This is a genomic window from Mycobacterium sp. 20KCMC460, from assembly GCF_022179425.1.
Taxonomy (GTDB): domain Bacteria; phylum Actinomycetota; class Actinomycetes; order Mycobacteriales; family Mycobacteriaceae; genus Mycobacterium; species Mycobacterium kiyosense.
The window spans coordinates 641,991-658,828 of sequence record NZ_AP025524.1 but is presented as its reverse complement, the minus strand read 5'-3'; the positions used below and the strand labels follow the sequence as shown (position 1 = coordinate 658,828).

13 protein-coding genes and 1 riboswitch are annotated in these 16,838 nt (G+C 68.1%); of the genes, 7 read left to right on the top strand and 6 right to left on the bottom strand.

The genetic code is table 11. The features are described 5' to 3' along the window. Nucleotides 1–39 precede the first annotated feature (39 nt). The 3 genes from MKCMC460_RS03055 to MKCMC460_RS03045 form a co-directional block, all read right to left on the bottom strand. A complete protein-coding gene (locus MKCMC460_RS03055) occupies nt 40–1,443 on the bottom strand; it encodes a maltokinase (RefSeq protein ID WP_236984574.1) in 1,404 nt (467 codons plus the stop codon). 59 nt (nt 1,444–1,502) lie between these two features. Beyond that, nucleotides 1,503–3,296: a maltose alpha-D-glucosyltransferase gene (treS, locus tag MKCMC460_RS03050; RefSeq protein WP_236979925.1), complete on the bottom strand. Its 1,794-nt coding sequence runs from the start codon at nt 3,294–3,296 to the stop codon at nt 1,503–1,505. 122 nt (nt 3,297–3,418) lie between these two features. Further along, nucleotides 3,419–4,465, bottom strand: coding sequence for a S1C family serine protease (locus MKCMC460_RS03045; protein WP_236979923.1), 1,047 nt, complete (start codon nt 4,463–4,465; stop codon nt 3,419–3,421). A gap of 264 nt (nt 4,466–4,729) precedes the next feature. Here MKCMC460_RS03045 and MKCMC460_RS03040 point away from each other — a divergent pair, with 264 nt between their 5' ends. The 3 genes from MKCMC460_RS03040 (at nt 4,730) to MKCMC460_RS03030 (ending at nt 7,940) form a co-directional block, all read left to right on the top strand. After that, nucleotides 4,730–5,137, top strand: coding sequence for a TIGR03668 family PPOX class F420-dependent oxidoreductase (locus MKCMC460_RS03040; protein ID WP_236979921.1), 408 nt, complete (start codon nt 4,730–4,732; stop codon nt 5,135–5,137). A gap of 128 nt (nt 5,138–5,265) precedes the next feature. Then, nucleotides 5,266–7,422: an elongation factor G-like protein EF-G2 gene (locus tag MKCMC460_RS03035; RefSeq protein ID WP_238305303.1), complete on the top strand. Its 2,157-nt coding sequence runs from the start codon at nt 5,266–5,268 to the stop codon at nt 7,420–7,422. An 11-nt stretch (nt 7,423–7,433) separates the two neighbouring features. Next, a complete protein-coding gene (locus MKCMC460_RS03030; protein ID WP_236979917.1) occupies nt 7,434–7,940 on the top strand; it encodes a DUF2231 domain-containing protein in 507 nt (168 codons plus the stop codon). Here the strand turns inward: MKCMC460_RS03030 and MKCMC460_RS03025 are convergent. Continuing rightward, nucleotides 7,902–9,443 (bottom strand): FadD7 family fatty acid--CoA ligase, encoded by a 1,542-nt coding sequence (locus MKCMC460_RS03025; protein ID WP_236979915.1) that lies wholly within the window; start codon nt 9,441–9,443, stop codon nt 7,902–7,904. The two genes, MKCMC460_RS03030 and MKCMC460_RS03025, sit on opposite strands and share 39 nt — an antisense overlap. 114 nt (nt 9,444–9,557) lie before the next feature. Here MKCMC460_RS03025 and oxc point away from each other — a divergent pair, with 114 nt between their 5' ends. From oxc to MKCMC460_RS03010, 3 genes are all read left to right on the top strand, one after another. Next, nucleotides 9,558–11,270, top strand: a complete 1,713-nt coding sequence (oxc, locus tag MKCMC460_RS03020; protein WP_236979913.1) for an oxalyl-CoA decarboxylase — start codon at nt 9,558–9,560, stop codon at nt 11,268–11,270. A 240-nt stretch (nt 11,271–11,510) separates the two neighbouring features. Continuing rightward, the gene (locus tag MKCMC460_RS03015) at nt 11,511–12,266 is read left to right on the top strand and encodes a L,D-transpeptidase family protein (RefSeq protein WP_238305302.1); all 756 of its coding nucleotides are present in this window, start codon (nt 11,511–11,513) and stop codon (nt 12,264–12,266) included. 108 nt (nt 12,267–12,374) lie between these two features. Beyond that, nucleotides 12,375–13,310: an NADP-dependent oxidoreductase gene (locus MKCMC460_RS03010; RefSeq protein WP_236979911.1), complete on the top strand. Its 936-nt coding sequence runs from the start codon at nt 12,375–12,377 to the stop codon at nt 13,308–13,310. Between the two features lie 44 nt (nt 13,311–13,354). Here MKCMC460_RS03010 and MKCMC460_RS03005 read toward each other — a convergent pair whose 3' ends face one another. Next, on the bottom strand, nt 13,355–13,534 hold the full coding sequence (locus MKCMC460_RS03005; RefSeq protein WP_236979909.1) for a hypothetical protein: 180 nt from the start codon (nt 13,532–13,534) through the stop codon (nt 13,355–13,357). Nucleotides 13,535–13,768: 234 nt separating this feature from the next. After that, nucleotides 13,769–13,942: riboswitch (M-box (ykoK) riboswitch) on the bottom strand. 61 nt (nt 13,943–14,003) lie between these two features. Between MKCMC460_RS03005 and MKCMC460_RS03000 the strand changes: the two genes are divergently transcribed. After that, on the top strand, nt 14,004–14,663 hold the full coding sequence (locus MKCMC460_RS03000) for an O-methyltransferase (RefSeq protein ID WP_236979908.1): 660 nt from the start codon (nt 14,004–14,006) through the stop codon (nt 14,661–14,663). Here MKCMC460_RS03000 and MKCMC460_RS02995 read toward each other — a convergent pair whose 3' ends face one another. Further along, nucleotides 14,664–16,667, bottom strand: a complete 2,004-nt coding sequence (locus MKCMC460_RS02995) for an acyltransferase family protein (RefSeq protein WP_236979906.1) — start codon at nt 16,665–16,667, stop codon at nt 14,664–14,666. Nucleotides 16,668–16,838: the final 171 nt, after the last annotated feature.

Below are 16,838 nucleotides of genomic sequence, written 5' to 3'. Positions count from 1 at the left end.
TGCTTCCAGAGCCTGCCGAGCGGCTGCCAATCCTGCGGGTCAGCTGGTCGTCAGACGGGCGATCGAGCGCAGCGGAATCGGCAGCCAGGTGGGCCGGTGCCGGGATTCGTAGCCGGTCTCGTACACCGCCTTATCCAGTTCGTAGGCGCCCAGCAGCAGCGCCGAATCACGCGGGTCGACACCGGAGGCGGCGGCGTACCCGTCGCAGAATGCGGTGCGGTTTCGCTCGACCCACTCCCGGGCCCGGGCGGCCAGTTGCTTGTCTGCGGCCTGATCGACCAGCGGCCCGTACGCGGCGTACTCGAATGACCGCAGCACGCCGGCCACATCGCGCATCGGCGAATCGGGCGCCCGGCGCTCGCTCAGCGGTTGCCCCGGCTCGCCCTCGAAGTCGATCAGTATCCAGGTCTCGGGGGTGCGCAGCACCTGCCCCAGGTGCAGGTCGCCGTGTACGCGCTGCACCGTGATCTGCTCGTCGGCGAGTTTGCCGAGGCGCTCCCGGACCGTCGCCGCGTATTCCTTCAGCTCCGGCACCGCGGCCACCGACGCCGACAGTCGCGACAGCATGTGCTCCAGCGGGAACGGGGCCTGCGAGGTGCCCAGGTGCTCGGCCAGGGTGGCGTGCACCGAGGCCACAGCTTCACCGAGCCGGTAGGACTCCCCGGCGAAGTCGCCACCCACCTCGTGGGCGTACAGGTCGCCCTCGGCGAACAGATCGCGGACGCTGGCGGTGGCCATCGCCCAGCCCTCGGCGGCGTTGCCGGCGAACGCGGTCACCATGCCCAGCGGGGAGGTCGCATCCGCCGAGTCACCCGGCGCCCCGATCTCGTAGCTGCCCAGCAGCCGGGCCACGTGCGGGTTGCCGGCGCGGCCAAGCACCCGGTTCAGCTCGATGTCGGGGTTGATCCCCGCGCTGACCCGGCGGAACACCTTGAAAATGGCCGCGGGCGCGCGGTCGAAGATCACGCTGGTGTTGCTCTGCTCGGCGTCGGAAACCCGGGGATAGGCCTCCAGTGGCAATTCGACGTCCGGTTCCCTGATGAACCTGATTTGGGCGCCGTCGGCGGCGCGTACCGCGGATTCGTCGATCAGCGAGAGCAGGAACTGCGGCGCCGCGCCGTCGTACAGCGCGTCGAAACCGGTGTGTTGGTCGACCTCGCCGATGGTGGCCAGGGTGCTGAACTCCGAGATCGGCGCGGTGTCCCAACGGACGATTATCTGGTAGCCCTCGGAGGATCCGTCGGTGTAGGCGACATCGAGCAACACCAGTTCCAGGTCGTCGCGCAGCGGCACGACGATCGCCGGCTCGGCGGCCGAGGGCTGCCGGTTGCGCCCGGCGTACCAGCGTTGCTGCGGGAGCCACTCCGACCAGGGCAACTTCCCGGCGGCCAGATAGCGCCGCTCCTCCTCATCGCTGCGCTCTGCATCGTCGCCGGCGGTCATATGGCGCCGCTCCTCCTCATCGCTGCGCTCTGCATTGTCGCCGGCGCGTTCGGAGCGGGTCATCGGTGCTCCTCCTCGGATGCGGACAACTGGAACCAGTAGAACCCGTGCCCCGGCAGGGTCAGCAGATAGGGCAGGTGCCCGATCCGCGGGAATTCCACGTGTCCGGTCAGCTCGATGGGTGTGTAGTTGTTCCATTGCTGCAGGTTCAGCTCGATCGGCTGGGGAAACCGAGAAAGGTTGTTGACGCACAGCACCACGTCGTTCTCGTCGTCCTCGCGGACCACCTCGCGCACGAAGGCCAGCACCGAGGGGTTGGACCCGCCCAGCTCGTGGAAAGACCCGACGGCGAACGCGTCGTGGCGCCGGCGCACCGCAAGCATGGTGCGGGTCCAGTTGAGCAGCGACGTCGAGGTGTCGCGCTGGGCTTCAACGTTGACCGCCTGATAGCCGTAGACCGGGTCCTGGCTGGTCGGCAGGTAGAGCCGGCCCGGGTTGGCGGTGGAGAACCCGGCGTTGCGGTCCGGTGTCCACTGCATCGGCGTCCGGACACCGTCGCGGTCACCGAGCCAGATGACGTCGCCCATGCCGATCTCGTCGCCGTAGTACAACACCGGCGAGCCGGGCAGCGACAACAGCAGCGCGTTGAACAGCCGCATCTGGTTGAAGTCGTTCTCCAGCAGCGGCGCCAGTCGGCGGCGGATGCCCACGTTGGCCTTCATCCGCGGGTCCTTGGCGTACTCGGCGTACATGTAGTCGCGTTCTTCGTCGCTGACCATCTCCAGCGTCAGCTCGTCGTGGTTGCGCAGGAAGATCCCCCACTGCGCCATATCCGGAATATCGGGTGTCTGAGCCAGGATCTCCGAGATCGGGAACCGGGACTCCCGGCGGACCGCCATGAAGATGCGCGGCATCAGCGGGAAGTGGAACGCCATGTGGCACTCGTCGCCGCCGGTGGTGGGGTCGCCGAAATACTCGACCACGTCGGCCGGCCACTGATTGGCCTCGGCCAGCAGCACCCGGCCGGGAAACTCGTCGTCCACCACCTTGCGGCACCGCTTGAGGAAGGCATGCGTCTCGGGCAGGTTCTCGCAGTTGGTTCCCTCCCGCGCAAACAGGTAGGGCACCGCGTCCAGCCGGAACCCGTCGATACCCAGCCCGAGCCAGAACCGGATGACGTCGATCATCGCCTCCTGCACCGCCGGGCTGTCGTAGTTCAGGTCCGGCTGGTGCGAGAAGAACCGGTGCCAGTAGAACTGGCGGCGCACCGGGTCGAAGGTCCAGTTCGACTCCTCGGTGTCGACGAAGATGATCCGCGCGTCGGTGTACTTCTCGCTGGTGTCGCTCCACATGTAGAAGTCGCCGTAGGGGCCGTCCGGGTCCCGCCGGGACTCCTGGAACCACGGGTGGGAGTCCGAGGTGTGGTTCATCACCAGGTCGGTGATGACCCGGATGCCTCGCTGGTGGGCCTCGTCGATCAGCGCCACGAAATCCTCGACGGTGCCGAACTCGGGCAGCACCTTGTAGAAGTCGCGGATGTCGTAGCCGCCGTCACGTAGCGGTGAGTCGTAGAACGGCGGCAGCCAAAGGCAGTCGACGCCGAGCCACTGCAGGTAGTCCAGGCGGTCGATCAGTCCGCGCAAATCCCCGGAGCCGTCGGCATTGGAGTCGAAGAATGCCCGAACCAGCACCTCGTAGAAGACTGCGTGCTTGAACCAGGTCGGGTCGGCGGGCAGGGCGGCCGCGTTGCCGAAGTCCTCGACGTTGGGGTGCTCAACCACACCCCCTTCGACGTGACTGCCCTTCGCGGGATCGTGGGCGGGATCCTGCCGGACGGCAACTCTCTCGTTCATCAAATCCACGATGCCACGGGTACCCGACGCGGCTCGTTAAGAATCGCGCATGCCGACATGTGCGGAATCTGACACCGAATCACGGCTAGTACCAAAAGAATTGGCTTGCCGCAACTCGTACGTCAGGCCGGTGGTCCCTCGGCCAGCGTCACGTTCTCGGTGCGCGCGACACCCGACTTCGACGTGAAGCTGATCGAGACGGTGTCGCCGGGGTGGTGCCCGTTGAGGGCGTCGGACATGGCGGTCGCCGAGTTGATCGGAGTGCTGTCCAGCGCGGTGATCACGTCGCCGACCGAGATGCCGACCGACGCCGCGGGGGCGTTGCCGACCACCCGCTGGACGCGTGCGCCGTTGCCGTTGTTGTCGACCACACCCAAGCCGAGGAACGCCGTTGGGCCGATGTGCACGGTGGGCGATCCCCCGCCGCCGCGGATCTGGTTGGCAACGCTCATCGCCGTGCCGATCGGGATGGCGAAGCCCTGGCCGCCGCCGGACATCTGGAAGTTCTCGGTCGCCGCGGTGTTCATTCCGACGACCTGGCCGGAGCCGTTGACGACGGGCCCGCCGGAGTCACCGGGCTGGATCGGCGCGTCGAACTGGATCAGGCCGTTGAGCGTCTCGGCGGCACCGGTCAACGCGTCCGAGGCCTGCACGGTTTGGCCGGTGGCGATCACCTTTCCGCCCAGCGCGCGCGGTGTACCGCCCTGGCCACCGGTGTTGCCCATCGCCACCACCGGTTCGCCGACGGCCACGCCGCCGCCGATCGCCGCGCTGGGCAGGCCGCCGGCGCCGCGGAGCTGCAGCAACGCCACATCCTGGGTGCGGTCGTAACCGATCACGTCGACGCCGTAGGTGCGGCCGTCGCCGACGCTGAACGCGCTGATGTCGGTGGCACCGGAGATCACGTGGTTGTTGGTCAGCACGACGCCGTTGGGATCGATGACGATGCCCGTTCCGGCGCCGACCGCGTTGTTGTAGCCCAACTTGGTGTTGATGTTGACCACTTGCGGGCCCACCTGAGCAACCATCGCCGACGGGTCGAGCGGCATCGAGGGACGCTCCTTGACCGGCGCGGCCTGCACTGCAGCCGGCGGAATCGCCAGGCTCATTCCGACCAGGGCCAGAACGGCGACCAACCACCCGAGTGAACGGTGGCGCAATTTGCTCATCCCGTGAACCTCCTGCGTCGGATGACGAACTGAATTGTCCCAGCCCAATGGGGTCCGGACGGCGGCGTTGCCTCCACCACCGTAATCCAGATACCCATTAATACGGTGGTCAGGCCCCGAATCGGGCAATTGCTGTAACGCGTAATGGCGGGAATTGAGTTCCCCGATTGCGCAAGCTAAACCGACCGGCCCCGCAATGGCCTAATCGGACGTTGCCGATGGTGACCCATATCACCGCTGTGCCGTGGTTTTAGGCTGGGCACCGTGGACCAATTCGACCCGCAGGTCTGGTTCGCCCGGGCTTGGGTCGCGCGGCTGGCTACAGCCAGCCCCGACGGCGTGCCGCACCTGGTGCCGGTGGCCTTCGCGGTCGGTCCCGAAACCCTGTACACCGCGGTGGACGGCAAGCCGAAGACCACTCAACGGCTGCGCCGGCTGACCAACATCGAGCACAACCCGTCGGTCAGCTTGCTCGTCGACCACTACGAGGACGACTGGACCCGGTTGTGGTGGGTCCGCGCCGACGGTACCGCCGTCGTGCTGCGAGACGGCGACGCACTACACACCGGGCGCAGTCTGCTGCGCGCCAAATATCCTCAGTACCAATCTGTTTCGCTTAACGGCCCGGTGATCGCCATCGCCGTGCAGCGCTGGTCCGGCTGGCATGCCTGAGGCCGCCCGCGCCCGGGCCTTGTGTTGGGCGTCGGTTGGGGGAAAAGTTGGCACTGCGTCCTGTGGGCTGGATCACACGCCACATCCGCCGAGCCGGTGACAGCCCACGGAAGAACTGGAGGAACGTCATGGCCGACAGAGTGAGTGCTAGCCAGGGCGCGGGCGCGGCTCCCACCGCCACCGGCCCGGACGGCATTCGCAACGTGGTTCTGGTCGGGCCCTCGGGGGGCGGCAAGACCACCCTGGTCGAGGCGCTGCTGGTAACGGGTGGGGTGCTGTCGCGGCCAGGCTCGGTCACCGACGGCAGCACCGTTTGCGACTTCGACGAGGCGGAGATCCGCCAGCAACGCTCGGTCGGCGTCGCGGTGGCGTCGCTGCTGCACGACGGCGTCAAAGTCAACCTGGTCGACACCCCCGGCTACGCGGATTTCGTCGGCGAGCTGCGGGCCGGGTTGCGCGCCGCGGACTGCGCCCTATTCGTCATCGCCGCCAACGAGGGGGTCGACGAACCCACCAAGTCGCTGTGGCAGGAGTGCAGCCAGGTCGGGATGCCGCGTGCGGTGGTGATCACCAAGCTCGACCATGCCCGCGCCAACTACGCCGAGGCACTCGAAGCGGCGCAGAATGCGTTCGGCGACAAGGTTTTACCCCTATACCTGCCGACCTCGAACGGGTTGATCGGGTTGTTGTCGCAAACGCAGTACAGCTACGCCGACGGCAAGCGGACCGAGTCGTCGCCGGACCCGGCCGAGGCCGACCGGATCGAGGAAGCCCGCGGCAGCCTGATCGAGGGAATCATCGAGGAGTCCGAGGACGAGTCGTTGATGGAGCGTTATCTGGGCGGCGAGGCGATCGACGAGTCGGTGCTCATCGAAGACTTGGAGAAGGCCATCGCGCGGGGGTCGTTCTTCCCGGTGATCCCCGTGTGCAGCAGCACCGGCGTCGGAACTCAGGAACTGCTCGAGGTCGCCACCCGGGGCTTCCCGTCGCCGCGCGAGCACCCGTTGCCGGAGGTGTTCACCCCGCAGGGCGCCGCGCACGACGAGTTGACCTGCGACACCGAGGCGCCGTTGCTCGCCGAAGTGGTCAAGACGACCTCTGATCCCTACGTCGGCCGGATCAGCCTGGTGCGGGTGTTCTCCGGGACGATCAAGCCGGACGCGACCGTCCATGTGTCGGGCCATTTCTCGTCGTTCTTCGGCAGCAACGGCACGTCGCAGGAACATGGCAACATCCACCCCGACCACGACGAGGACGAACGCATCGGCGTGCTGTCCTTCCCGCTGGGCAAGCAACAGCGCCCGGCCGCCAGCGTGGTGGCCGGCGACATCTGCGCCATCGGCAAGCTCAGCCGCGCCGAAACCGGCGACACCCTGTCGGACAAGTCCGAACCGTTGGTGCTCAAGCCTTGGACCATGCCGGAACCGTTGCTGCCCATCGCCATCGAGGCGCACGCCAAGACCGACGAGGACAAGCTCTCGGTCGGACTCGGCCGGTTGGCCGCCGAAGACCCGACGTTGCGCATCGAGCAGAACCCCGAGACCCACCAGGTGGTGCTGTGGTGCATGGGGGAGGCGCACGCCGGGGTGGTGCTCGACGCACTGGCCAACCGGTACGGCGTCGCCGTGGACACCGTCGAGCTGCGGGTGCCGCTGCGAGAAACGCTGGGCGGCAAGGCTAAAGGCCACGGTCGTCATGTCAAGCAGTCCGGCGGTCACGGCCAGTACGCGGTGTGCGACATCGAAGTGGAACCGCTGCCGGAAGGGTCGGGGTTCGAGTTTGTGGACAAGGTGGTCGGGGGCGCGGTGCCGCGCCAGTTCATCCCCAGCGCGGAAAAAGGCGTCCGCGCTCAGATGGAAAAGGGTGTCCACGCGGGCTACCCGATGGTCGACATCCGGGTCACCCTGCTCGACGGCAAGGCGCACAGCGTCGACTCCTCCGACTTCGCGTTCCAGATGGCCGGTTCGCTGGCGCTGCGCGAGGCGGCGGCCGCGACGAAGGTCGTCCTGCTCGAACCGATCGACGTGATCTCGGTGCTGGTGCCCGACGACTTCGTCGGCGCGGTGATGGGCGATCTCTCCGGGCGCCGCGGCCGGGTGCTGGGCACCGAGACCGCCGGTGGCGACCGCACCCTGATCAATGCCGACGTGCCGCAGGTGGAATTGACCCGGTATGCCATCGACCTGCGTTCGCTGGCGCACGGGGCCGCGTCGTTCACCCGCTCGTTCGCCCGCTACGAACCGATGCCCGAATCGGCCGCGGCCAGGGTGAAGGCCAGCGCGTAACCTGCCTACGCATGTCGACCGTCAACGGACTCCCGGCCCACATCCTGCTCAACCACCTGGTGGTGGTGCTGGGGCCGCTGGCGGCGATACTGGCGATCCTGTGCGCGGTCTGGTCGGCGGCGCGGCAGCGGTTCATCTGGCTGACCCTGGTGCTGGCGGTGATCACCCTCGTCGTCACGCCGCTGACGACCAACTCCGGTGAGTGGCTGGCCGGCAAGGTGGGTGCCTCCCCGGCCGTCGACCGGCACGCCGAACTCGGCGAGACTCTGGTCTACTTCGTTGGCGCGCTAGCTGTCACCATGACCGCACTGGCCGTGGTGCAGTTGCGCCTGGCCCGCGACCGAGCTGTGAAACCTGCTGTGCGCATTGCGATCACGGTGTTGGTGGTGCTTGCCGCGGTCGGCACTCTGGTGCAGACCTACCGGGTCGGCGACTCGGGCGCGGGGGCCGCCTGGGGCAGCGTCACGGCCGGCGCCGGGTCAACCGAACTGCCGCGCCACCGCGCGGCGATCCAGTGACCCCTTGGCGGTGTGCGGCAGTTCGTCGACGGCCCGGAAGGTGGCCGGAATCTCGAACGGCGCCAACCGGTCCCGGCAGAACTCGGCGAGTTCCTCAGGGCTCGGCGCCGAGCCCCGGGGCACGAACACCGCCGCGACGGCTTCGCCGTACATCGGGTGGGGCACCCCGAACACGGCCACTTCCATGACGTTCGGGTGCGTGGCCAGCACGCCCTCGACCCGCTCCGGCGAGATCTTTTCCCCGCCGCGGTTGATGAGTTCCTTGATTCGGCCCCGGATGCACAGCTCGCCGGCTTCGGACAGCGTCCCCAGATCGCCGGTGCGCAGCCAGCCGTCGGTGAAGTTCGCCGCGGTGATCTCGGGGTCGCCGAGATAGCCGCGCACCACCGTGGCCCCGCGCAGCCATACCTCGCCGACCGAGCCTGCCGGCACCGGTTGCCCGTCGCCACCGGCGATGCGAATCTCGGGTCCGGTCGACCGGCCGACGAGACCGGTCGTCGCAGCGGGGTTTTCCTGACGATCGGGCAAGGTCGTGGCGACCTGGTGGGTGGACTCGGTCATCCCGAAGGCACACACCACCTGCGCGGAGAACCTGTCGTGCAGCGCCTGGGCCGTCTCCGGGGTGAGCGGCGCACTGCAACTGCGGATGAAACGCATTGCGGCCCTGCTGCTTCCAGACTTCTCGGCACTCGCGCGCTCGAGCAGGATCTGATGGATGGTCGGTACGGCGGTGTACCAGGTCGCACCGACCGCGTCGACGTCGTCCCAGAACGTGTGCGCCGAGAACTTTCCCCGCGCCGGCAACAACACCGTGCCGCCCGACGCCAGCGTCGAGAACAACGCGGCGACCAAACCGTGGCCGTGATACAGCGGCATCACCGCAACCGTCGCATCCCGCGGACCGAGCTGATACCCCGCGACGATGGCCTGCACCGAGGTGACGAGGTTGTCGTGCGTCCAGGGGACCATCTTGGGCAGCCCGGTGGTACCGCCGGTGAACATGATCATCGCGTCGTCGGGGAGCAGGCCCTCGGGCGCGGAGCCGGTCGGGTTCGGTTCGCCGGTCGCGTCCAGGCGGACCCGGTGCGCCCCGGCGTCCGGGGCGACGGTCACGGTGACCGGCCACCACCGCACCGCCGGCTCGCTCGCGTCATCCGGGCGGGTGTCCACCAGCACCACCCGCGCCCCCGCGGCCTCGCTGCGGGCACGTTGGTCGCCCACCGGCAGGGCGGGGTCCAGCGGGACCACGATCAGCCCTGCCCGCAACGCCCCCAACAACGCCACGACGAACTCGGCGTTGCTGCCGCAGCGCAACCCCACCCGGTCGCCGGGCGCCAGACCGGCCTGCCGCAACTGCGCGGCCAGGTCGCCGACCAGGCTGATCAGGTCGCGATAGCTGATCGCGATCCGGTCGGCGGTGACCACCAGCGCCGGCGCCTCGGGCGCGCGGTCGGCCTGGGCTCCGATCAGGTCGACGAGCGTGGATGTGTGTGGCGATGTCACTGCGCCCTCCTTCTGCGTGTAGGGCAACACTGCCGGGGGCCGACACCCGCTGTCCAATATGGTCGGTGATCCGCACTTGGACACCGGCGGGTCGGTTAGACCACAGTGATGGGCATGACCACCGACTCTGCGACTCCCGGCCAGACCGACGGTTTTCACCTCGTGGTGGACGCGCTGCAAGCCAACGACGTCGACACCATCTACGGATTGGTCGGCATCCCGATCACCGATTTGGCGCGCACCGCTCAGGCCGCGGGGATCCGTTATATCGGTTTCCGGCACGAGGCGTCGGCCGGCAACGCCGCCGCGGCCGCGGGCTTCCTCACCCGCCGACCGGGAGTGTGCCTGACCACCTCCGGGCCCGGCTTCCTCAACGGATTGCCCGCCCTGGCCAACGCGACCGCGAACTGCTTTCCGATGATCCAGCTCTCCGGGTCCAGCGGGCGCGCCGCGGTCGACCTGCAACGCGGCGACTACCAGGACATCGACCAGCTCAGCGCCGCGCGGCCGTTCGCCAAGGCGGCTTACCGGATCGGCCGGGTCGAGGACATCGGCCGCGGCGTCGCGCGGGCAGTTCGCACCGCGATCTCCGGCCGGCCCGGCGGGGTCTACCTCGACATCCCGGGCGAGGTGCTGGGTCAGGCGATGGACGCCGCCGAAGGCTCAAAGACCATATGGCGCATCGTCGACCCCCACCCCCGCCAGCTGCCCGCGCCCGAGGCGGTCGACCGCGCGCTGCAGCTACTGGCCGCCGCCCGCCGGCCGCTCATCGTGCTGGGCAAAGGCGCCGCATACGCGCAGGCCGACAACGTGATTCGGGAGTTCGTCGAAACCACCGGAATACCGTTTCTGCCGATGTCGATGGCCAAGGGCCTGCTGCCCGATGTGCATCCACAATCGGTCGCCGCCGCCCGCTCGCTGGCGATCGCCCGCGCCGACACCGTCCTGCTGGTGGGAGCTCGACTGAATTGGCTGCTGGGACACGGGGAGTCACCTCAGTGGTCGGCGGAGACCAAGTTCATCCAGATCGACATCGCCGCCTCGGAGTTCGACAGCAACCAACCGATAGCCGCCCCGCTGGCGGGCGATGTCGGTTCGGTGCTGTCGGCGCTGTTGGCCGGCCTGGCCGACCATCGCGTCTCGGTCTCGTCCGCCTGGACCGACGAGCTCGCCGAACGCAAGGCCCGCAACGACGCCAAGATGCGCGAACGGCTGGCCGAAAACCCGCACCCGATGCGGTTCTACAATGCGTTGGGCGCGATTCGCGCTGTGCTGCAACGTAATCCGGACGTATACGTGGTCAACGAGGGAGCCAACGCACTGGACCTGACCCGCAACGTCGTCGACATCGAGTTGCCCCGGCATCGGCTCGACACCGGTACGTGGGGCGTGATGGGTATCGGCCTGGGCTACTCGATCGCCGCCGCCGTCGAAACGGGCCGGCCCGTCGTGGCCATCGAAGGCGACAGCGCGTTCGGATTCAGCGGCATGGAGATCGAAACCATCTGCCGTTACCGTCTTCCCGTCACTGTGGTCATCCTCAACAACGGCGGCGTCTACCGCGGCGACGAGACCACTGCGTCGCAGACCGACCCCGCCGACCCCGCCCCCACCGTGCTCAATGCGGGCGCGCGGCACGAACTGCTGGCGGAAGCCTTCGGCGGCAAGGGATATCACGCGACCACGCCGGCCGAACTGGAAGCGGCGTTGACCGAGGCGCTGGCGTCCAACGGACCCGGCCTCATCGACTGCGCCCTAGACCCGGCGGCGGGGGTGGAAAGTGGGCACCTGGGCAGCCTGAACCCCGTCAGCGCGGCCACCCGCTAGCGCCGCGGTGTCGACGAAGTCGTCGGGGGCGAGCTGACCTGATCCTTTGCCAGGCGGCGGGCTGGGCGCGTCGCTCTGCCAGCGGACGGCCGTGGCACCCGGCCATTGCCGAGGGCGTCTTCGCTCAGCGCGAAAAGTTTGCTAGGACGCTATTCAAGACCTTTTCCGGACGGATAACCACTAGGATGGGCAATTGGGTTTATGCACTGCCACCAGCACCGTCCCGAGGGGTGAAGACCAATGCGTCGAGCGGTTCGTTGTCTTTTCGTTCTGGCCGCCAGCGCGACGATGGCCGTGGCCACGTCCGGCAGCCCCGCCAGCGGTGCCGTGCCGGTACCGCATCCGCTTCCCGCGGTGGCCTCGGTGTTTCCCGGCCAGGGTGCCGTGGTCGGCGTCGCGACCCCGGTGCAGGTGACCTTCAGCGCGCCGGTGATCGACCGCCGCGCCGCCGAGCGCGCCATCCGGGTCAGTTCCCCGAGTAACATGACCGGTCACTTTCAGTGGCTGGACGGCAATGCCGTGCAGTGGATTCCGGACCGGTACTGGCCGGCTCACACACACATCTCGGTGGGTGTCCAGGAGTTGACGGAGGGCTACGAGACCGGCGACGAGTTGCTGGGTGTCGCCAGCATCTCGGCGCACACCTTCACCGTGAGCCGCAACGGCGAGGTGCTGCGCACCATGCCGGCGTCGATGGGCAAGCCCAGCCGCCCGACTCCGATCGGTAACTTCAATGCGATGTCCAAGGAGCGCACCGTCGTGATGGACTCCCGCACCATCGGCATCCCGCTCAACTCCTCCGACGGCTATCTGATCACGGCGCAGTACGCCGTCCGTGTCACCGGGAGCGGGGTGTACGTACACTCCGCACCCTGGTCGGTGAATTCGCAGGGCTACGCCAATGTCAGCCACGGCTGCATCAACCTGAGCCCGGACAATGCGGCGTGGTACTTCAACATGGTCAGCATCGGTGACCCGATCGACGTGGTGGCCTGAGTCTCCGCTCAATTCTGTTGTCCGCGAAGGTAAGCGGGCGGTGGGTGGGAGCGCTGATCTTCGCGGTGGCGTTACATCCGCGGGCCGGGACTCGAAGGGGAGGCCACCATGACGACAGCCAGGGCGGTACGGTTCGACCGTTACGGCGGCCGCGAGGTGTTGTATATCGCCGAGATCCCGATGCCCTCCCCCGCTCCCGGCGAAGTCGTGGTCGAAGTCCGCGCCGCCGGAATCAATCCCGGCGAGGCCGCGATCCGTTCCGGCGCGCTGCACGAGATGTTCCCGGCGGCCTTTCCGTCCGGCGAGGGCAGCGACCTGGCTGGAGTGGTCACCGCCGTCGGCACCGGCGTCACTGAATTCTCGGTCGGTGACGAGGTTCTGGGCTTCAGCTGGCAACGGTCCAGTCACGCGACCCATACGGCCGTGCCGGTGGGGCAGTTGATTCGCAAACCGGCCGCAATGAGCTGGCCGGTCGCGGGATCGCTGTACGTCGTCGGTGCGGCGGCCTACGCGGCGGTCCGCGCCGTGGCGGCGCAACCCGGTGAGACGGTGGCGGTTTCGGCGGCCGCGGGCGGGGTCGGCAGCATCGTGGTGCAACTGTTGGTCCGGCACGGCGCGCGGGTGCTCGGCATCGCGGGTCCCGGCAACGCGGATTGGCTTCGGGCGCATGGTGTCACGCCCGTCGCCTACGGCGACGGGCTGGCCGGGCGACTGCGGGCGGCTGCGCCCGATGGGATCGATGCGTTCATCGACCTGTTCGGACCCGAATACGTTCAGCTGGCAGTGGATCTCGGCGTCGCGCCCGAGCGGATCGACACCATCATCGCCATGCAGAAAGCCACCGAAGTCGGGGCAAAGACCGAAGGCAGCGCCGAAGCGTCGACGCCCGCGGTGCTCACCGAGATCGCCAATCTGGTGGTCAGCGGTGCCGTCGACTTCGACATCGCGGCCACCTTCCCGCTCGACCGGGTCGCGGATGCTTACGAGGTGCTCGAGCAGCGACACACCCACGGCAAAATCGTGCTGCTGCCGACGAGTTCGTAGCGGTGGGTGGCGGGCGCCGGATCGGCGACCCGCCACCGCAGCCCCTATTTTGCGATCACCGAGATCGGCATCCGCGCCACGTAAGCGTCGGCCCGCTGCTGCGCGGTCATGTTCAGCGCGGCGTGCAGGCTGTCGGTCAGCCGCCGCCGCACCGACCGCCGAGGCAGCGGAAGAACCCGCGGAGCGATCGCAACGGACATCTGGGTAGTGGTCATCGTGGTCATCGGTCTACTCCTTGCGTGCAGAACCCGACCAGCCGCAGCAGCGGAAAGCGGTTGCGCGGCAACCAACTCAGGCAGCAGGAAAGCCGGAGCCGGGTCGGGACAAGACGGATTTGTGAATCGGACTATCGCAGGGACTCATCTCGTCCTCACCTCCTCGCAGCCAGGACACGCGCGGGTGTCACCACATCCACCTGAACGAGCGGGGAGTCAGCCCGGCAAACGGAAAGCCGCCGAGCCGCACCCCTCTCGTCGGAGCTTTGGCACTGCACGGCGTATCCGGTTGGTCGACCGGAAGCCACTTGGGCTCAACCCTTGAGCCGGGAAGAGCTGTCCTGACCCGGGGCGTCTCTCGACGTTCGGGGTCAGTGGCCTGTATCCGCGCAGACGCCTCACCTACCGAGGTGCTTGCAACCACCCATGGTGGCACCGTCATCCGGGCACGTCAAACCGGAGGCTTACGCTCGCGGGTATGGCCAACACTCTGCAAGACCCTAGGGTCGCCTCCACGCTGGACAAGATGTACGCCGCCGCCAGGGATCAGATGTCGCTGTTGCGGGACCGACGCGGTCAGTTCGACCGGCCGATGACGGCCGCCGAACGCACCGAGGCGATGAGTGAGTTCTACATCCCGGTGACTGCCGACGCCGGCCGGCTGCTCTACTCGCTGGTACGCGCGACCCGGCCCGCGACGGTCGTCGAATTCGGCATGTCCTTCGGCATTTCCGCGATCCATCTGGCGGCTGCGGTGCGCGACAACGGCTCTGGTCAGGTGATCACCACCGAGCTCAGCGACACCAAGATCGCCGCCGCCAAACGGACCTTCGCCGACACCGGATTAGCCGACGTGATAACGATTTTGGAAGGCGATGCGCTGGACACGCTCAAGACTTCGGACGGGCCGGTCGATTTCGTGCTGCTGGACGGGTGGAAAGACCTGTACCTTCCGGTGATCAAGCTGCTCCAACCGCGACTGTCCGAAAGCGCGCTGGTGGTCGCCGACAATGCCAGCGCCTCGGACATGGCGCCCTACCTCGATTACGTTCGCGACCCGGCGAACGGCTACGTGAGCTTCAACTTCAACGCCCGGGACAGCGACAGCATGGAGCTCAGCTGCTGGATCGGCAGCTGATCAGCGCACCGACTCCTCGAGCCACGGCAGCAGCCATTTGACCCCTTCCGGGGTCAAATGGACGCCGTCGCTGCGCACCTTGATGCCGTCGACCTTGGCGGTGTAGACACCGTCCGGGCACAGCTTCTTGTTCAGGTCGATGATCCCGACATTGCGCCGCTGACTAATCGCGTTGCGCAGCATGGCATTCCACTGGTTGACCCGATCCGGCTGGTCCTCGGGATAGAGGCGACCGTCCGGCTTCTCACCGCCCCGGCTGTACGGGACGGTGGCGACCAGCACCCGGACACCGGTGGAGCCGACGATGTCCAGGGCCCGGTTCAGCTCGAAGTTGAGATACCCGTCGAACGTCGGGTCGCCGATGTGCGTCCACTTGCCCTCGTTGACCCGGTCGACGGTCTCCCAGCGGCCGATGACCAGCAGCGCGACGTCCGGACGGTCCCGGCTGATCTGCGCCGCCCACCGACTCGGCCAGGTGTCGCATTCCGCGCGCTGCTCCAGCGTCTGGCCGATGTAGCTGTACGGAGTACCGCGCACCAGGCTGCATCCGATGACGGTGTGGTCGAGGAACCGGAAGCCCGGGGTGGCCGGCAGGTAGTGCATCATCGTCCAGCCGATCGAATCTCCGAACACCGAAACGGTGAACGGCTGATTCGGATCTCGCGGACCCGGCGCGGGAACCTGGGTCTCCGGCGGCGACGGCGACACCGCCGCGACCGCGGACACCCCGGGCGGCAGGCCGACCTCGCGCAGGCCGGTCCCCACCGGGATCACCAGAATGGTCGCCGCCGCCGCACTGGCCACCGTCGCGGCCGCCAACGGCAACAGCGGCACCCGCTCGGGCCGCCAGCGCCGAATGGGTTGTTCGATCGCCCAGAACGAGACACCGGCCACCGCGATCGTGGCGGCACAGCGGACAGCGAACAGTCCCGGCCCCGACCAGCCGGTGCGTTCGCCGTTGAGCACCATGAAGATCGGCCAGTGCCACAGATATACGCCATACGAGATGGTGCCCAGCCAGACCAGCGGGCGCCACGCCAGCAGCCGGGCCACCGCGCCGCGCTGCTCGATCGCCACCGGCGCGACCACCAGGACGGCCGCGACGGCAACCGCGATCAGCAGACCGTGCCGGAACTCCCCGGCGCTGCCCGATGCGTAGTGGGTGATCGCCGCCAGCGCGGCCAGCCCCAGGATCGGTAACCCTCGGGCGATCCGCCGTCCCCACCGGCTGCGGATCAGGCACCAGCCGCGATTGAGCGCCGGCCAATCCCGAACCATCAGCGCCGCAGCCGCCGCCCCGACCAACAGCGCCTGCGCTCGCGTGTCGGTGCCGAAGTAGATGCGATCGCGGGTCGCGTCGGAGGTGAAGACGGCGGCGGCCGCCGCCGACGCCAGCGCGCCGAGGGTCGCGATCACAAAGGCGCTGAACCGGACGTGGCCCACCGTGGTCTTGCCGAAGTATCGCCGCGCCCGTGCGGCCAGCAGCAGCGTCACCGCGATCAGCAGCAGCGGCCACACGATGTAGTACTGCTCTTCCACCCCGAGCGACCAGGTGTGTTGCAGCGGTGAGGGCGCACCCTGGGTGAAGTAATCGGTCTTCTGCGCAACGAACCGCCAGTTGGCTACCCAGCAGAAGGCGGCGATCGCGTCCCCCCGCAACCCGTTGAGCGCCTGATAGGGCAGAACTTCGCGGGCCGCGGCGACGGCGAGCACCATCAACAGCAGGGCCGGCAATAGGCGGCGGGCGCGGCGAATCCAGAAGCCCGTCAGGTCGATTCGTCCGCTGCGCCCGAGTTCGTCGAGCAGCAGCGAGGTGATCAGGAAACCGCTGAGCACGAAAAAAATGTCGACGCCGATGAATCCACCTGCGACGCCGGGGATGCCGCCGTGCCCGACCAGCACCAGCGCCACCGCGACGGCCCGCAGGCCGTCCAGGGCGGGAATACCCTGCCGCTCCGAGCTGTCCCAGACCGCGCGCCGACGAGTACGGGGAACCGGGGCCACCCAGCGACGGCGAGACGCCGGTGCGGATTGTTTGCCGCCCGGCTCATCGCCCGCTGTGCGCGCGCCCTGACCAACTTGTCGTCCGGCGCCGAGTTTGATGCCGATACGTCGAGCCCCTCCTCGTGATCCCAGCAAGCCTAGGGGCGGGGCCGCCGGATCTCCCGGAGACAC

Bases quoted from the DNA above. Each gene is read 5' to 3' on its own strand.
- MKCMC460_RS03055 (WP_236984574.1), bottom strand. From the start codon at position 1,443: ATGACCGCCGGCGACGATGCAGAGCGCAGCGATGAGGAGGAGCGGCGC.
- treS (WP_236979925.1), bottom strand. From the start codon at position 3,296: ATGAACGAGAGAGTTGCCGTCCGGCAGGATCCCGCCCACGATCCCGCG.
- MKCMC460_RS03045 (WP_236979923.1), bottom strand. From the start codon at position 4,465: ATGAGCAAATTGCGCCACCGTTCACTCGGGTGGTTGGTCGCCGTTCTG.
- MKCMC460_RS03035 (WP_238305303.1), top strand. From the start codon at position 5,266: ATGGCCGACAGAGTGAGTGCTAGCCAGGGCGCGGGCGCGGCTCCCACC.
- MKCMC460_RS03030 (WP_236979917.1), top strand. From the start codon at position 7,434: ATGTCGACCGTCAACGGACTCCCGGCCCACATCCTGCTCAACCACCTG.
- oxc (WP_236979913.1), top strand. From the start codon at position 9,558: ATGACCACCGACTCTGCGACTCCCGGCCAGACCGACGGTTTTCACCTC.
- MKCMC460_RS03015 (WP_238305302.1), top strand. From the start codon at position 11,511: ATGCGTCGAGCGGTTCGTTGTCTTTTCGTTCTGGCCGCCAGCGCGACG.
- MKCMC460_RS03010 (WP_236979911.1), top strand. From the start codon at position 12,375: ATGACGACAGCCAGGGCGGTACGGTTCGACCGTTACGGCGGCCGCGAG.
- MKCMC460_RS03005 (WP_236979909.1), bottom strand. From the start codon at position 13,534: ATGACCACGATGACCACTACCCAGATGTCCGTTGCGATCGCTCCGCGG.
- MKCMC460_RS03000 (WP_236979908.1), top strand. From the start codon at position 14,004: ATGGCCAACACTCTGCAAGACCCTAGGGTCGCCTCCACGCTGGACAAG.